Genomic DNA, 17,019 nt, shown 5'->3' on the forward strand with positions numbered 1-17,019 from the left:
GATGGGTAATACGATGTAGCCCCCAGCGCATGATGGGTCTGGGCCTGGCATATACTGGCTGGTGCAAGCAGAGGCATGGTCTACCTGCGAACCCCCATCAGTCCAGTCCGTCCAGAGCATCCAACCTGGCTTCCAACTGCGCCTTCTGCTCCCTCATCAAACGCAACGCCTTGTCGAGCACTTCTTTATCTTGCTTTTTCAAGGGCACCTTGCCTGATTCCACTTGCTGCTGGCCCAGCTCTATAGCTTCAATCCTTTTACGATTCTGGTTGACTTGCTGTTTGGCCTGTTTGCGTTGCTCTTGCGGTGTGGTAGCTACGATGGTTTTCAGTTCTTCCAGCTCCCCTTTCCAGTGCTGGTGCAATTGATTGAGCACCTTGATGTCCTGATGTGGCCAGCCTGCATCCTTGGCCTGACGAATCACCTGCCACAACCCGCCTACCTTGGGTTGCCTCTGCTGAATCATCTTTTGCAGGCCAGCCAGCTTTTCCGCGGTCAACAGGGCGGGGTCCATTCCGCTGAGGGCAATCTCCTCGCTCGATTCTGTCGTCGGGTCCTGCTTGTCTGAATCGAGATGGTAGGCAAGGATGGCATCGTTGATGTCGTCATACCAGATGGCCTCGCCTTGGCGGATATAGATTCCCGCCTGACAGAGTTCACGCAGCATCCCCTCCCCATGAGAGACCATGATCAGTGAGGCCTGGCCAACCCGACGCTGAAACAACTCCTGCGCCTTGGCCTTGAAGGCCCTGTCCCCTACGGCGGTCGCCTCATCCGAGATGTAGACATCAAAGTCGAACGCGAAGGAAAGCCCGAAGGAGAGACGGGAGCGCATCCCGGAGGAGTATGTCTTGACGGGCTCATCGAAGGCCTTGCCGATTTCCGCGAAGTCTTCGACGAAGTCGACGATTTCAGCCACATCCGTGCCACGCCCCTGAGCGCGTGCCACGAATTTGACATTCTGCCGTCCGGTCATGCTGCCTTGCATGCCACCGGACAGGCCGATTGGCCAGGAGACCCGGCTATGGCGAATGACTTCTCCTCGCTCTGGCGTGTCCATCCCGGCGATCAGTCTGAGCAAGGTTGACTTGCCAGCACCATTGGCACCAATGAGGCCGACACTCACACCTGTCGGAATCGTGAGGTTGATATCACGCAGCACCCACTCGCTACCGTGGTGATTGTGGTAGCGCTTGTAGAGATTTTTGATCTCTATCATGACTCAATCCCGATGTTCTTTGATGATCAGCATCAACATGCTGGCAATGAAGGCCAGGAAGATGGTGATCAGGGCAAAGACCGTGATGTTGTAAAGGCGTTCAGGCTGGGTCGAATATTCAGGCATCAGAGGACTTTGCAGCACGCTTACCTGCTTCAACTTGCGGGCAGCTTCAAGACGTGTGTTTTCCAGCGCTGCCAGCGCGCTTGAGTATGTCTCTTGTGCAAAGGTGGCCTTGAGTTCCAGCGTTTCATACTGGGATGAGATGCTGTTGAGTGACCCCCCGGTCGCCTGGGCCAGGCGATCACGTTGCTTGGTGATCTGCTCACGCATTGCCTCGATTTCCGCCTGTACGCGACGCATGTCAGAGGCGCGGTTGCTCTGGAAGCTTCCCAGTGCCTTGCGCTGAGCCTGCAAGGTTGCCAATTGCCCTTCCAGGGTCGCCACTACCTGATTGATGCTTTCCACTGTACTCGTCGGCGAGACCAGCCCTTCCTTGTTCTGGAATTTCAGCAGGGCTTCTCTGGCATCATCCAGACGCCCTTCAAGACGGGCTAATTGTTTCTCTAGGAACGTGACCTGTTCTTCCGCCAACCGACGCCCCATCTCGTTCATGTGAGCTTCGCCTGCCGAGAGCAGCAACTCAGTCATCTTGTGGGCAAATTCCGGAGTATAGGCCTGCACTTCAATATTCAGTACCCCCGCGTATTCGTCCATTTCAATATTCACGCGGCGAAGATAATAGTCGTGAAGCTCTTCGATCGGAGCGTCTTGATCCATCAATGACGAGAAAAGGTCACCATGTTGGCTGTAGTGTTCCCTGAAGCCCAGCTTGTCATCGGCCAACTTCAACATGTCAGTGGACATCAGATATTCGCGCAACAACAGCAAGTCCTTGTCAGTACTGCCCCCCGTGAACAAGGAAGAGACACTGAAGTCTGTCGTGGCAATTTGAGGGCTTTCCAGTACTACGGTCGCCCTGGAGACATAACGGTCTGACGCCCACAGGCTCCAGTACAATGTCACCAGTACGATGGCAATCAGCGCAAATGCCCAATGGGGCTGACGAGTCATAAAGGCTTTCATGGATTACTTCGCCTTGAGTTTATGAGAAAAACGGATATGTAACATCAGGCCCAGCGCATTCAATGACAAGATGAAGAACCATAGATAAAGCAGACTCGTTCCCTTTACCACGTGATAGCTCTCAAAGAAGCCAAGACGAAGCAACTCAAGCCCGTGAGGGATCGGGTTCCACATCAGGTACTCCAGCAGCCAATGCGGCATATGATTGATGGGGAAGATGACGCCCGATGTGATCAACAATGGCAGGCTGATGATCTTGACGATTCTCTCCACCTCTTCCACCAGTGTGGCGAGTACTGAAAGTGTCAGCCCCAGCCCCAGGCCCAGGCTCCACAAGGACAACCAGCTGAAGAGTGCGAACAGGGCATCATCCGGGGCAAGCGGTATCCCCAGCAGCAGGCCACCTGCGATAAAGAGCAGAAAAACGAAGGTCCGGAGCATGCCCTCAAGGAAGTTGCGTACGATGACCGGGTCCGATGTCTGTACCTGTCGATAGGTAAACAGCGCCTGGTTGGCATTGACGGCCCCCATCCCTCGAATCATCCCTTCCCTGACGAGGTGAAAGCCCATCAGCCCCGCGATCAACCAAGGAATGAATTCCGCATTGGTAATTAACATGTCGCCCCGAACGAAGGAGCGAATGAATACCATGATGGCGACCAGGGCGATCGGCTCGGCAATCATCCAGAACCAGCCCATGCGATCCGCCATGGTACGGCCGACGGCTTCACGTACGAACATGGCGTACCAGACACTGCGCGTCACGGCCCAGGCGGAGCGGGCCTTGGGCCCGCTCTTGTTGTCACCTGCAGAGTGGTATGATGGAAGACTCATGTCACCGTTCATGTCACTGGCCATGATCAGAGGTCTATCGCGACTTTGGTGGCGACGGCGACCTGATAGAGAATCTGCGTGATGCTGGTGGCCAGCTGCAGGTTCTTGGTCGGCGGTTCCGGCAGTACCAGAATCTGATCACCAGAGCGCAGCTCGACTTCCTCGGCACGACGCACGGCGCCGTTCTGGCGCACGACCAGAATCTGGTCTTCATCCGCGTGCTGCGTGAAGCCACCGGCGCTGTTGATGTAGTCCATCACCGTCATGCCCTGGGTGTAGACCATGGCCTGAGGTACCACGACTTCGCCGCTGATCAACAGGGAATCGCTGATTTCCGGAATGGTGATGACATCGCCATCCTGCAGGCGCACATCGGCGATGTTGCCGTCTTCACGTGCCACGACCAGTCGTCCGGTCGGTTCTTCCTTCTTCGCCTGTTCGACGAACTTCTCGATCATCTCGGCTTCCTGGACACGAAGCTCAGATTCTTCAGTGGTCGAGGAAGACGCGCCGAGATAGGTGGCCTGAAGACGCTTGAGACTGTCCTGCAATGCCTGCGCCTGCTGTTCCTTGACGCTTTCACGGCGGATGGAAACGCTCTGGTAATCGGTCAGCTCTTTCGGCACCCCGACGGCATTGAGCAGTTCGCCCAGGTGGGCATCACGCGGCAATGCATAACGCGACGGGCCATAGAAGCTGCCTTCCAGCTGCACGACGATGGTCTCATCACGCTGATCGGCACTGAACAGCACTTCATCCCCTGCACGCACATCAGCAGCGCGGAATTCCGTCACCGGCAGATAGCGCGAGATGGGACCGTCTGGACGTGAGCCACGCAGCAGCACGTGAGAGACGCCCGACTTGAGGCGCGCCAGGTTCAGCACATCTTCGCCACTCAGACGCGAGTCGGTGAGCTCATAGCGATAATCACGCTCGACATCCCCGACCACGCTGATCGCCGGGCCACGCTCCTCGACGACGACGGTATCGCCATCGCGGAACTGCGGGCGAGCGATCTCGCCGTTGATCAGGAAGTCATAGAGATCGACCGTATTGATGACGCGGCCATTGCGCTTGATCTTGATCTTGCGGTAACTGCCCAGTGCCTGGTCGATACCGCCGGCCTGGTCGAGGAAATAGAGCATGGAATCATTCGGGGTCCCGGCGTAGCGGCCCGGATTCTTGACATACCCAGTGACAAAGACGCCCACCGGCTGCACGCCCTGCAGGTTGGTGTAGACGCTGACGTTCTCGGGATACACCTCTTGAATGGCGCTGCGTACCTTGCCATCCAGCTGGGCATTAGTGGTGCCCTGCACCTTCACCGGACCGATGCCCGGCAGGAAGATGTTGCCCTGCGCATCGACAGGCAGCACGGACTCCATCTCGACCCCACCCCAGACACGCAGGGTGATCTGATCACCCGGCTTGATGGTGTAGCTGCTGTTGAGGCCATCGGCCATCATGCCGCGGAAACCACCGGTGAAGAGGTTTTCGCCGAACGGCGGCAAGGAATCAGGGTCGGTCTGTGCACGGGAGGTCAGCGGCCCGTAGGTTCCGCTGCGCCAGTCGGCACGCGCCTTGTCTTCTACACTATCCGTCTTTTGCGGGATGCTGGAGGCCTGGTCATTGCTGGACAGGATGGAACCACTGTCCAGGCCGGCTGCCATGGCAGGGCTGGCGTTCAGGCACGCTACCGCCACCAGGCACCCGGCCCGGAGCAAGAATCTGGAAATTGTCATCGGGCTAGGCCCCTCGTAGTGCAAAGAAAATCGTGCAAAAAATAGAGCAGTGTCGGTCAGGAATGACAGTGTCGGCCAGGCCAGCCTGCTTCCTGCAATCGTCGTTTCACGCCAAGCCAGGTGCGGGCCTTTCAGCGAGAAGTTGCCGAGAAGCTGCTGAGAAGTTATCGAGAAGTTCCTCAGCGGGCCTCTTCCAGCAGACCAGTCACCAACCGCTGGGTCACCCAGGTGCCCTCACCGGCCTTGCCGTCATTGCTGGTCCGGCACGCCAGTTCCTTGCTCGGCAGATCACGCTGATTGGAGACCGTCAGCTCACGACAGATACGTCCGCTGGCCGCGAAGTAGCGCTCATGGGCGACCACTTCGACGTTGCTGCCCCAGGGGCTGGTCGGCACGGCAATCACGCTGCCGGGGGCGGCGCTGTCGAGAAATGACGAGACATCCGCCGGCAGTGACGCAGCGCCGGTCAGGTTGGCCAGGTTGGTGCTGCCGGCACCGGTGGATTCCGGATAGGAGGTCGCGCAACCGGTGATGGCCAGTGCCAGGCCTGCCACTGCCGCGAGACGCACGACATGCGGCAAGCGCTGTTTGAATCGGGATAAAGTCATATGTGAGTCCTGAAACGGCAAACGCCCCCGCCTTGCGGCGAGGGCTGATCGGCGTGAATGCATCAGCCGATGACGTTGTAGTGCTTGAGCTGATTGACCAGCTTGAGTGCGGTCTGCTCGAGGCTCAGTTCACCCGTGTTGATCTCGATTTCCGGGTTCTCCGGCGCTTCATACGGCGAGCTGATGCCGGTGAAGTCGCTGATCTCTCCGGCACGCGCCTTGCGGTACAGGCCCTTGGGATCGCGCTCTTCGCAGACGCTGATCGGCGTGTTGACGAAAACTTCGATGAACTCGTCAGTGCCGACCATGTCGCGCACGGTCTGGCGATCGGCCTGGAACGGCGAGATGAAGCTGACCAGGGTGATCATGCCGGCATCGACCATCAGCTTGGCGACTTCGCCGACACGACGGATGTTCTCGGCGCGGTCGTCTTCGCTGAAGCCCAGATCACCACACAGGCCGTGACGCACGTTGTCGCCGTCCAGCAGGTAGGTGTTGTAGCCCATGGCGAACAGCTGACGTTCCAGCGCATTGGCGGCGGTGGACTTGCCGGCACCGGACAGACCGGTAAACCAGATGATGCACGGCTTCTGCTTGTTGCGGTCGGCGCGGCGCTGCTTGGTGACCGCCATGTCGTGCCACACGATGTTGCTGGCGCTCAGGGTCTCCTTGACCATGCCCGCACCGATGGTGATGTTGGACAGGCGGTCAATGAACACGAAACTGCCGGTATGTGGTGAACGCTGGTAGCTGTCCATGGCCAGCGGCTGGGTCAGTTCGACCTGCACGCGGGCGATGCCGTTGAGCGGGATGTTCTCCGCTTCGTTGCGCGCCATGGTGTTGACGTCGGTCTGGTGGATGATGCGACCGACGCGTCCGATGACACTGGAGGTGCCGAGCTTGAGCTCGTATTCCTTGCCGACGATCAGCGGGTCCTCGTGCATCCACACCACGTCAGCGGTGAAGGCGGTGCACGGCTCCAGATCGGAATCTTCGGCGACGATCATGTCGCCACGCGAGATATCGATCTCGTCGGTCAGGGTCAGCGTGACGGCCTGCCCCGGCCAGGCGATGTCGAGATCGCCATCGAAGGTGACGATGCGCTCGACGGTGGAGGTGCTACCGGAGGGCAGAACCTTGATCTGCTGACCCGGTGAGACGGTACCGGCGGCCAGGGTGCCGCAGTAGCCACGGAAGTTGAGGTTCGGGCGGTTGACGTACTGCACCGGGAAGCGCAGGTCGGTCAGGTTGCTGTCCTCGGTGACATCGACGGTCTCGAGGATGTCCATCAGCGGACGCGCTTCGTAGGCGGCATCGTCATACCACGGGGTGTGCTCGCTGATGGACACGACGTTGTCGCCTTCCAGCGCGGACAGCGGCACGAAGCGGATATCCGGGACTTCCAGGTCCTTGGCGAACTCCTTGTAGTCCGCGACGATCTCGTCGAAGCGTTCCTGGGAGTAGTCGACGATATCCATCTTGTTGACCGCGACCACCAGGTGCTGGATGCCCAGCAGCGAGCAGATGTAGCTGTGGCGACGGGTCTGGGTCTGCACGCCATAACGCGCATCGATCAGGATGATCGCCAGGCTCGCGGTGGACGCCCCGGTCGCCATGTTACGGGTGTACTGCTCATGCCCCGGGGTATCGGCGATGATGAACTTGCGCTTGTCGGTCGAGAAGTAGCGGTAGGCGACATCGATGGTGATGCCCTGCTCACGCTCGGACTGCAGGCCATCGACCAGCAGCGCCAGATCGACCTTGCCGGTGGTGCCGCTCTTCTTGGAATCGCGGGTGATGGCGGCCAGCTGATCTTCATAGATCATCTTGGAGTCGTGGAGCAGGCGACCGATCAGGGTCGACTTGCCGTCATCCACGCTGCCGCAGGTGATGAAACGCAGCAGGTCTTTCTGCTCGTGTTCCTTGAGATAGGCTTCGATATTTTCCGCGATCATCGTCGACTGGTGTGACACTGTCATTCTCCCTGAACGAGGCTTGTCCGGCGCGAGCGTCTTGTGGCGTATGAGCCGCGACGCTTCCAGCGCTTGGGACATCCCTCGTCCTGTCAATTTCGTTGAGTCTTGCTTGCCTTGAAGCATGCCATCGCCGTTACTGGCGACAGAGCCGGATACCTGGCGCCTGGCCTAGAAATAACCTTCGCGCTTCTTCTTCTCCATCGAGCCTGCCTGGTCGTGATCGATGGCACGACCGGAGCGCTCGCTGGTACGCGTCAGCAGCATTTCCTGGATGATTTCCGGCAGGGTCGCGGCGGTGGATTCCACGGCGCCGGTCAGCGGGTAGCAACCCAGGGTACGGAAGCGCACGGACTTCATTTCCGGCACTTCGCCTTCGGCCAGCGGCAGACGGTCGTCATCGACCATGATGTCGAGGCCGTCACGCTTCACGACCGGACGCACGGCGGAGTAGTACAGCGGCACGATCTTGATGGATTCGAGATAGATGTACTGCCAGATGTCCAGCTCGGTCCAGTTGGAGAGCGGGAAGACGCGGATGGACTCGCCCTTGTTGATCTTGGAGTTGTAGATGTTCCACAGCTCCGGACGCTGATTCTTGGGGTCCCAGCGATGGTACTGGTCACGGAAGGAGTAGACGCGCTCCTTGGCCCGCGAGGCTTCCTCGTCACGACGTGCACCACCGAAGGCAGCATCGAAGCCGTGCTTGTCGAGTGCCTGCTTGAGACCAGCGGTCTTCATGATGTCGGTGTACTTGGCACTGCCGTGATCGAACGGGTTGATGCCCGCCGCGACGCCTTCCTGGTTAATGTGCTCGATCAACTCCATGCCGACTTCCGCAGCCATCTCGTCGCGGAACTTGATCATTTCCTGGAATTTCCAGGTGGTGTTGACATGCATCAGCGGGAACGGCGGCACGCCCGGCGCAAAGGCCTTGCGCGCCAGGTGCAGCATGACGGCGGAATCCTTGCCGATGGAGTACAGCATGACCGGATTGGCAAATTCCGCTGCCACTTCACGGATGATGTGAATGGATTCGGCCTCAAGCTGCTTGAGGTGGGTCTGACGTTCCGGTGTGATGCCGAGCTTGTCGGCCGTAGATGATGCAGTCATTACAGGTTCCTTGAGATCACTCTGCTAGTTGTCCTTATCCTCTTCGCACGTGATGGTTCGCCAATATCACTGAGAAGAGAACATCTTTGCTCCGACACGAGACTGACATCTTCATGGCGTCAGTCCCGTGACGCTTGCCTACCCCCTGCCTTGCGCCTGGTTCATGCCCAGGGAGCGGCCGGCTTGGCACAGACGATGAAATAGGGGTTGAGCACGCTGTCATGCTGGTTGTAGCGCAGCGCCTGACGGGTCTCGGCATTCAGCACCTGGCCACCCGCGGCTTCGACCACCGCATGCGCGGCACCGGTATCCCATTCACAGGTCGGGCCGAGGCGCGGGTAGAGATCTGCCGCCCCTTCCGCTACCAGGCACAGCTTCAGTGAACTGCCCATGGCGACGATATCGCAGGCAGCGAAGTCGGCGACGAACGCCTTGAATTCTTCGCTCTGGTGAGAGCGACTCCCGACGATGCGCCAGCTATCGCTGGAGCCCGGCACATTACTGACGGCGATGGCCTGACGCTCACCCTCGCCAACCTGCTTCTCGGCGATGGCGGCCTGGCCTTCTCCCTGCTGGGCACCGACGTAGAGCGTCTCGATGGCCGGCGCATAGACGACGCCCATGGTCGGCACGCCCTGCTCGATCAGCGCGATGTTGACGGTGAATTCGCCATTGCGCTTGATGAATTCCTTGGTGCCATCCAGCGGGTCGACCAGCCAGTAACGCGCCCAGTCACTGCGCACGTCCCAGCTGATGTCCGCGTCTTCCTCGGACAGGATCGGTGTGGCGCCGAATTCGGCCTCCATGGCCTTCAGACCGTCGACGATGACGGCATGTGCTGCGCGGTCTGCCGTGGTCAGCGGGGAATCATCCGACTTCATGTCGACCGTGAAGTCACCGCTCTCGTAGATCTCCATGATGGCAGCGCCCGCCTTGCGAGCAATGGCCTCCAACGCATTCAACATGGCGCGTGTCGTGCTGTCGGTCGTGCTCACTGTCGTATCCGTCATGTGTCTTCCTGTCAGTGTGAATTCGCCAGCCAGGCTGACGATGTAAAGGGTAACGCTCGCCAGCGGCTGCCAGACGAAGCAGAGCCTGGTTCTACCCGTCAATGACTCAGCCCGCGAATGGCCAGATCAGCCCGAGAAGGGCCAGATCAGCCCGAGAAGGGCCAGATCAGCGGAATCAGAGCGACCGAGGTGACGCCGACGATGATGCTCATCGGCAAACCGACTTTCATGTAATCGGATACCTTGTAGCCCCCCGGGCCCATCACCATCAGGTTGGTCTGATAGCCCAGCGGGGTGAGAAAACTGGCCGAGGCCGCGAACATGATGGCAATCGCATAGGGCATCAATGAGACCCCCAGCTGCTCGCTGACCGCCATGGCGATCGGAAACATCAACACGGCGGCGGCGTTGTTGGTGATGATCTCGGTAAATAGCGTCGTGGTGAGATAGACGAGTGCCAGCATCAAAAGCGGCGACCCCCCGCCCAGCTGCATGAGCTGGTCCGCCACCATCTGGGCCGCACCGCTGTCGGTCATCGCCTGTCCCAGCCCCAGGGCAGCGGCAATGACGACCAGCACGCTGCCATCGATGCTGGCGCGCGCCTGCGAGGCCGGGAGGCAACCGGTAAAGACCATCAGAATGGCGGCCGCCACGGCCGCCTCGACCAGCTCGGCCATGCCCGCCAGGTGCGTGATGATCATCAGGCTCATGACGGCGAGTGCGATGGGCGCCTTGGTCAGATTGGGCATGCCATTGCCATCCAGCGTACTGACCAGCAGGAATTCGCGGTTATAGCGATGCAGGCGCGTGAAATCGGCAGCGGCTTCCAGCAACAGGGTGTCGCCGGGACGCAGCACGATGTCACCGACCTTGCTGTTGATTCGCTCACCATCGCGTGACACGGCGAGAATCACGGATTGATAGCGAGTACGAAAGCGCGCTTCGCGCACGTTCATGCCGACGACGGGGGAGCTAGGGGCGATGACGGCCTCGACCATACGGCGCTGGTGATGATCCAGATCCAGGCCTGCGGCATCGCTCTCCAGCCCGCGGAAAACACGCACTTCATGCGCCGTGTCCGCGACACCGACGAAGATGAGACGATCACCGGACTGGAGAATGGTGTCTGGGCCGACCATGGACAGCAGCTTGCCGGAACGTTCTATCTCGGCCAGATAGCCGAATTGAAGACTGCGCAGCCCCGCCTCTTCGATGCTCTTGTCGTGCAGCGGCCCCTTGTCGGCCACTCGCATGGCCACCGAATACTCGCGACCATTGCCGAGCTGTTCGACCAGCCCCTTGCGCTGGGGCAGGAAACGCCAGCCGATCAGCACCATCCACAGGGTGCCGATGATCAGCACAGGCACGCCCAGCGCAGAGATATCAAAGATGCCGAGCCCGGGCAGATTGGCCTGGGACTGCAGCAGGCCGTCGACGACCAGATTGGTACTGGTGCCGATCAGGGTGCAGGTACCGCCGAGGATGGCGGCATAGCTCATGGGCATCAGCAGACGCGAAGGCGAGATCTTCATGCGCGCGCACCAGCCCTGAACCAGGCCAATGAAGAGTGCGACGACGGGGGTGTTGTTCAAGAAGGCGCTGAGCAGCGAGGTGATCGGCATCAGGCGTGCCAATGCTGAAGAAGGCGAGCTGGGGCGCCCGAGCAGACGTTCGAGCATCCAGCGCAGCGCCCCGGTTTCCTGCACGCCGGCGGCGACCACGAAAAGCGCGCCGATGGTCATGATGCCCGGGTTGGCGAATCCGGCCAGGAAGGTCGCCGGAGAAATGACGCCCAGCAGAATCAACGACACGGCAGCAGCCATCATCAGCCACTCCGCCGGCCAACGATTCCAGACAAGCCCTGCCAACACTCCTACCGTCACCACCAGGGTGACAAAAGCATCCATGTGCTGCGCGATTTCCATCTACTAGCGTTCCCTTGGCATCCTGCCGCTTCTTACTGGTCAAGCCCTGCGCTTCACGTTCACATGAAGCTCGAGCATTAATGAAAATGCATCGCAGAGCGTGGCACTTTAGCAGTAAAGCTATTACTGCTGAAGCATGCAGTGAAAAAGCTGACAAACAAAATAAAGCACAGGTTAATCATTTGCCTGCTACCAATATCGCGAGCAAAGACTTGATTGAATTCGTTCGTCACTTTGCGTACTTTCCCTATTTGCGGACTCTGAGTCAACGGTCTCACACGACACTCTCACCTGGCGTGCTGAGCATCACGAGTAAGCAGTCACTTTTCTTATCTGAAACGGACACCCTGCATGCTGAAGGCGGCAATGAACCAAGGATGGGGGCTTATCATGCGTGCTCTGCCCTGCGCCTCTCACGCTCGGCACGGATCAGCAGATGTCACGCATGACGCGACCTCTGGGGCATCACTCTGTTTTTCTTCTGGTATTTTTCGTCAGCCTCTTCTTGCCTGCTTCATTCCCGAGTTGCTGCCACTGACAAGAGGGCCTACACCCCTTTTGTGTCAGAACAATGACAACTCGCTCACCTTCAAGAATTTATCTTTCGCTGCCAGGCGACGTGCCCCGACGGGCACACTGAGCAAAAAAAATGTAGGAAAAGAACAACATCCATCAGCGAGCGAGGCTGATTCTTTGCCAGAACTCGGGGCATCGAAAGGGATAAATACTGCGCCAGAATTCGTGGGCCAGACATCTTCGACAAACATCATGCGTGTCGTCGGTTGGGGACATAAACCCACGGCGAAACGTGCGCGCCAATATGCGTTTGAACATGGATTGCCCTACGTTGCATTGGAAGATGGTTTCCTGCGTTCTCTGACCCTGGCAAGCGCCGGTTACCCTGGCATGGCGATGGTGGTCGATCATCAGGGCATCTATTACGATGCGCGCCAACCGAGCGATCTCGAGCAACTGATCAGTGAGGCGCCGACGCGTCAGGCAGAGGCATTGCTGGCGCGCGCACGCGCGGCTCTCGAAAGCCTCCGCATGCATCGCTTGAGCAAGTACAACCATGCACCAGAGCGCAAGCTGCCTGCCCGAAAGCCTGGCATGCAGCGACTTCTCATCGTGGATCAGACCGCCGAGGATGCGTCTGTCGTGGGCGGCATGGCCAGCCCGGAGACTTTCCTTGCCATGCTGAGGGAGGCCTGCGCCATCGAGGGAGCCGAGGTGTGGGTCAAGGTGCATCCGGATGTGATCGCCGGCAAGAAGCGCGGCTATCTGCTGGAGGAGGCGCGCAAGCTTGGCTGCACGCTTCTGAGTGACGACATCAACCCCTGGTGCCTGTTCGAACAGGTCGATGGCGTCCATGTCGTGACCAGCCAGCTTGGGTTCGAGGCCCTGATGGCAGGCCTGCCGGTGACCTGCCACGGCATGCCGTTCTATGCCGGATGGGGTCTGACGGTAGATCGGCAGCAATGTCCGCGCCGAGGCGAGTCACGCACGCTTGAGCAGGTGTTTGCCGCGGCCTATCTCGAATACAGCCGCTATGCCAATCCCTATACCCAGCAGGCCGCGGCGCTCGAAGAGATCATTCAGCTGCTTGCAGACCAGAAGCGAATGGCTACCAGACTGGCAGGTCACTGGCAGGGGCTCGAGTTTTCTGGCTGGAAGCAGAAGTTCATCGGTTATTTCCTTGGCCCCTGGTCTCAGCTGCGTTTCGAGAAGAAGCCTGAACGCGCGCTGCAACGTCTTTCTCCGCAGGACACCGGCTCGCCCCCCCAGAGAATATTGAGCTGGGCTGGCCGTACGCCGCCAGAGCGCCAGGCGCAGGTCAAAGAGGCAGGTGGTGAACTCTGGATGATGGAAGATGGCTTTCTGCGCTCAGTCGGCCTGGGTGTCGACCTCACCCGCCCCCTGTCGCTGGTAGTTGACGACAAGGCCATGCATTTCGATGCCAGTCGAGCCAGCACGCTAGAAGAGTGGCTGGAGCATCATGAGCCAAGTGATGCAGAGCTGGCCCGTGCACGCCGGCTGAGAGAGCGCATCATTTCGCTAGGGTTGAGCAAGTACAACTCTCAGGACGACACGTTGCCCGACTTACGAGAGCTTGCTCAGGATCGGGAGATTGTCCTTGTGGTGGGCCAGGTGGAATCGGACGCCTCCATTCGCCATGCCTGCCCCGGAATTCGTACCAACCAGGCTTTGCTTGAGGCGGCGCGCGAATTGCATCCTGAAGCTTACGTGATCTACAAGCCGCATCCTGACGTTGTATCAGGAGGCCGTGTGGGAGAAGTGTCGCAAACGCCCGGCACCTATGACCTCGAGCTTTCAAAGGGCAATATCAGTGATCTGTTCACACAGATCGACCGCCTGCATACGCTGTGCTCGTTGGCCGGCTTTGAAGCCCTGATACGAGGTGTGCCCGTCACGACCCATGGCCTGCCCTTCTATGCCGGTTGGGGGTTGACCGAAGACCAGATCGACTGTCCAAGACGGACGCGCACCTTGAGCGTGGATGCCCTTGTCGCTGGTGCGCTGATCGAATATCCGATCTACGTGGATCCCGATCGGGGGGACTTATGCAATGCCGAAACAGTCGTCACGATACTTGAACGCCAACGAACCATGCTCAGGAATGGCACCATGCGACTTTCATTACCCTGGAAAACCCGGCTATATCGCGGCTATCGAGCATTGTTCATCGGGAAGCACTGACTCATGGAACATGGACGTCTGACACCAACCCTCAGCCTCACGCCACCAACCGGAGCCGACATACCTGTCAGCGGAAGGCTTGGCCAGGCGTTGGAGCGGATCATGAGCGATGGCGCTCTTGCAAAGCTGTCTGATGATGCCGTCTTGACGCCCCCGCTGAATCAGCCTTCAGCCCCTCTCATCAGCGATGGCTGGGCAGTATCGAAGGCACCCGATATCCAGCTGCGCCCCCGTGAGGGGGGACGCCGGCGCGTCTTCATGTTGCTGCAGGGGGTGTGCTCGCCCTTCTTCCTGCAGCTGGCGAAAAAGCTCAAGCAGGATGGCCATGAGGTCATCAAGGTCAACTTCAACAGCGGCGACAGCTTCTACTGGCGCCACGACAAGGCGTATGCCTATCGCGGCAAGCTCGAGGACCTCGGGGATTGGATCGCCGAACTCTGGCGCAAGCATCACGTCACCGATCAGGTGCTGTTCGGCGACCGACGCCCGGTACATCGTGATGCCGTGCTCAAGGCGGAATACCTCGGCATCCGTACCCACGTGTTCGAAGAAGGCTACTTCCGTCCCTATTGGGTGACACTGGAGCGCGAAGGCGTCAATGGCCACTCCCTGCTGCCACGCGACCCTGACTGGTTCCGTGAGGCAGGCAAACACCTCGAAGATGCCCCCACGCCGCAGCGTTTCAAGTCCTACTTCCGTGAGCGTGCGCGTCATGACATCACCTACCACCTGGCGGGCGCGGCCAATCCGCTGCTGTTCCCGCGCTACCGGCCGCACAGCATTCACGCCGTGCAGGAATACGCGGGCTATGCGACACGACTGCCCTTGATGCGCTGGTACAAGCGACGTGACGCCAAGCGTATCGATCAGCTGATGGGCAGTGGCGCGCCCTACTACATGCTGCCGCTGCAGCTGAATACCGATGCCCAGATACGCCACCACTCGCGCTTCGCCAACATGCAGGAAGTCATCCAGCGGGTGATGAAGAGCTTCGCCCTGAATGCGCCACGCGGTGCCCGCCTGGTGATCAAGAACCATCCCCTCGACATGGGCCTGGTGGATTACCCGGGGCTGATTCGCTCATTGGAGCGCCGCTACGACCTTATCGGGCGTATCGTCTACCTGGAGAGCGGCAATCTGGAGAAGCTGCTGCAGCAGGCCAAGGGCATGATCACGGTCAACAGCACGACCGGCAACGTGGCGCTGCAGTATCGCTGCCCGACCTTCTGCATGGGTGACCCGATCTTCAACTTGCCGGGCCTGACCTTCCAGGGTTCGCTGCATGATTTCTGGACCCAGGGCCAGCGCCCCGACACGACGCTCTTCCGACATTTCCGCAATACGGTGATTCATACCGTGCAGCTCAATGGCGGCTTCTACTGCAAGCCGGGTATGCAACTGGCCGTGTTGGGCGCCTCCAAGATACTGTGCGCCGAACGCTCGCCGCTGGAGAACATGTTGAGCCGCTGCTGAACATGCGAAAAGACTGCTGGACCACGCAACAACGGTGAGACACGCCAACGATGGCAGCCTCTCTCACCCGACCATAACGAGAAACGCAAGGGAACTGCCGACCTTCGGTGTCGGGATTCAAGGAGACCAAAGATGACGGCCATGCCCCCCCAGCAGCCAGAGCCTAGCGACGCTGAGCGCGACACTGGCACTCACCGAGCGGATAGCCGGCCTGCAGAGAGCGACGCCAGTGCGAAAGCCACGCAGGATGCCAGCCGCCTGCGACGCGTCCTGATCACCGGTGCCACAGGCGAGATCGGCGGCGCCCTGGCACGCGCCTACGCCGAGACGGGCACCACGCTGATCCTCACCGGCCGCAAGCAGCGCAAGCTCGATGCGATCGCCAACGACTGCCGCAAGCTGGGCGCCGAGGTGGAATGCACGGTACTCAATCTGTGTGATGAAGAGACCCTGTTCACCTGGCTGGATGAAGTCTGCGCGCGCGGCGTGCCGGACATCGCCATCGCCAACGCCGGCATGAATACCGATATCGGCCCCCAGGGCAACGGAGAGCGCTGGGAGGATTCACGCCGCCTGCTGCAGACCAACGTGATTGGCACCCTGGGCATGGCCCATCATCTGGCCATGGCGATGAAGCAGCGCGGCAGTGGTCAGCTGGTACTGCTCAGCTCCCTCGCGGCGTGGCATGGCCTGGCATTGACGCCCAGCTACAGCGGCAGCAAGGCGGCGGTCAAGGCGTATGGCGAAGGCCTGCGCAGCTGGCTCAAACCCCATGGCGTGGGTGTCACCGTCGTCATGCCCGGCTATGTCACCTCGCCGATGTGTGAGGCCATGCCGGGGCCCAAGCCCTTCGAGATGCCACCCGAGGAGGCCGCACGCCGCATCCTCAAGGGTGCAGCGCGTAACCGGGCGCGTATCAGCTTCCCCTTCCCGCTCAACTTCGGGTGCTGGTGGTTGAGTGTCCTGCCCGCCGGAATCTCCCAGCGCCTGCTCGGGTGGTTCAATTACACTCATTGATCGGGGCTTGCGTCTTCGTGAGCCTGAACCGCGAGCCGGCCCGCCATGAGCAGCAGGCGATGGCTCAGCATTTTTCCATTGTCATGACAATGAGTTAGCGTAATACCCCAGCACCTGCCACTGGAGTACATCGTGCAGGATCGATAAGGAAGACAGTGGCGGGAACGCCATAGCGGCAGTTGGACACGCTGGAACGATCAGGATCTGGACACCAGAGCGCCTGAAAATACTGCGGCGAGGGGCCGACTTGTCACTCCCCTCGTCGCCATGGATCTTGATCAGGGTCGAGTACTCGACCGGA

At 59.7% G+C, this 17,019-nt stretch carries 12 protein-coding genes; 3 read left to right on the forward strand and 9 right to left on the reverse strand.

The annotated features are described in order from the left end of the window. Window positions 1-97: 97 nt before the first annotated feature. The 9 genes from QD356_RS07255 to QD356_RS07295 all read right to left on the reverse strand — a co-directional run bounded on the left by QD356_RS07255 (window position 98) and on the right by QD356_RS07295 (window position 11,492). The gene (locus tag QD356_RS07255; protein ID WP_192839356.1) at window positions 98-1,219 is read right to left on the reverse strand and encodes an ABC transporter ATP-binding protein; all 1,122 of its coding nucleotides are present in this window, start codon (window positions 1,217-1,219) and stop codon (window positions 98-100) included. A 3-nt stretch (window positions 1,220-1,222) separates the two neighbouring features. Further along, window positions 1,223-2,305: a chain-length determining protein gene (locus QD356_RS07260; RefSeq protein ID WP_192839357.1), complete on the reverse strand. Its 1,083-nt coding sequence runs from the start codon at window positions 2,303-2,305 to the stop codon at window positions 1,223-1,225. A gap of 3 nt (window positions 2,306-2,308) precedes the next feature. Continuing rightward, a complete protein-coding gene (locus QD356_RS07265) occupies window positions 2,309-3,139 on the reverse strand; it encodes an ABC transporter permease (RefSeq protein ID WP_192839374.1) in 831 nt (276 codons plus the stop codon). Between the two features lie 26 nt (window positions 3,140-3,165). After that, the gene (locus QD356_RS07270) at window positions 3,166-4,809 is read right to left on the reverse strand and encodes a polysaccharide biosynthesis/export family protein (protein WP_225996653.1); all 1,644 of its coding nucleotides are present in this window, start codon (window positions 4,807-4,809) and stop codon (window positions 3,166-3,168) included. Window positions 4,810-5,060: 251 nt separating this feature from the next. Then, window positions 5,061-5,489 carry a DVU3141 family protein gene (locus tag QD356_RS07275; RefSeq protein ID WP_192839359.1) on the reverse strand — a complete coding sequence of 143 codons (429 nt, stop codon included), beginning with the start codon at window positions 5,487-5,489 and terminating at the stop codon, window positions 5,061-5,063. Between the two features lie 62 nt (window positions 5,490-5,551). After that, the gene (gene cysN, locus QD356_RS07280; RefSeq protein ID WP_165873953.1) at window positions 5,552-7,468 is read right to left on the reverse strand and encodes a sulfate adenylyltransferase subunit CysN; all 1,917 of its coding nucleotides are present in this window, start codon (window positions 7,466-7,468) and stop codon (window positions 5,552-5,554) included. Window positions 7,469-7,633: 165 nt separating this feature from the next. Beyond that, window positions 7,634-8,575, reverse strand: coding sequence for a sulfate adenylyltransferase subunit CysD (gene cysD / locus QD356_RS07285; protein WP_035158792.1), 942 nt, complete (start codon window positions 8,573-8,575; stop codon window positions 7,634-7,636). A gap of 161 nt (window positions 8,576-8,736) precedes the next feature. Beyond that, window positions 8,737-9,585 carry a 3'(2'),5'-bisphosphate nucleotidase CysQ gene (cysQ, locus tag QD356_RS07290; protein WP_192839513.1) on the reverse strand — a complete coding sequence of 283 codons (849 nt, stop codon included), beginning with the start codon at window positions 9,583-9,585 and terminating at the stop codon, window positions 8,737-8,739. Between the two features lie 146 nt (window positions 9,586-9,731). Beyond that, entirely contained in the window at window positions 9,732-11,492 is a 1,761-nt protein-coding gene (locus QD356_RS07295; RefSeq protein WP_192839514.1) for an SLC13 family permease, read from the reverse strand. Window positions 11,493-11,861: 369 nt separating this feature from the next. Here QD356_RS07295 and QD356_RS07300 point away from each other — a divergent pair, with 369 nt between their 5' ends. The 3 genes from QD356_RS07300 (at window position 11,862) to QD356_RS07310 (ending at window position 16,718) form a co-directional block, all read left to right on the forward strand. Further along, window positions 11,862-14,228, forward strand: a complete 2,367-nt coding sequence (locus QD356_RS07300) for a capsular polysaccharide biosynthesis protein (RefSeq protein WP_225996695.1) — start codon at window positions 11,862-11,864, stop codon at window positions 14,226-14,228. Between the two features lie 102 nt (window positions 14,229-14,330). After that, the gene (locus QD356_RS07305; RefSeq protein ID WP_279877353.1) at window positions 14,331-15,701 is read left to right on the forward strand and encodes a capsular biosynthesis protein; all 1,371 of its coding nucleotides are present in this window, start codon (window positions 14,331-14,333) and stop codon (window positions 15,699-15,701) included. Between the two features lie 132 nt (window positions 15,702-15,833). Continuing rightward, window positions 15,834-16,718, forward strand: coding sequence for an SDR family NAD(P)-dependent oxidoreductase (locus tag QD356_RS07310; protein WP_225996697.1), 885 nt, complete (start codon window positions 15,834-15,836; stop codon window positions 16,716-16,718). The last annotated feature ends 301 nt before the right edge of the window (window positions 16,719-17,019 follow it).

It is taken from the genome of Cobetia sp. 2AS (assembly GCF_029846355.1).
In the GTDB taxonomy this organism is placed as follows: Bacteria; Pseudomonadota; Gammaproteobacteria; order Pseudomonadales; family Halomonadaceae; genus Cobetia; species Cobetia amphilecti.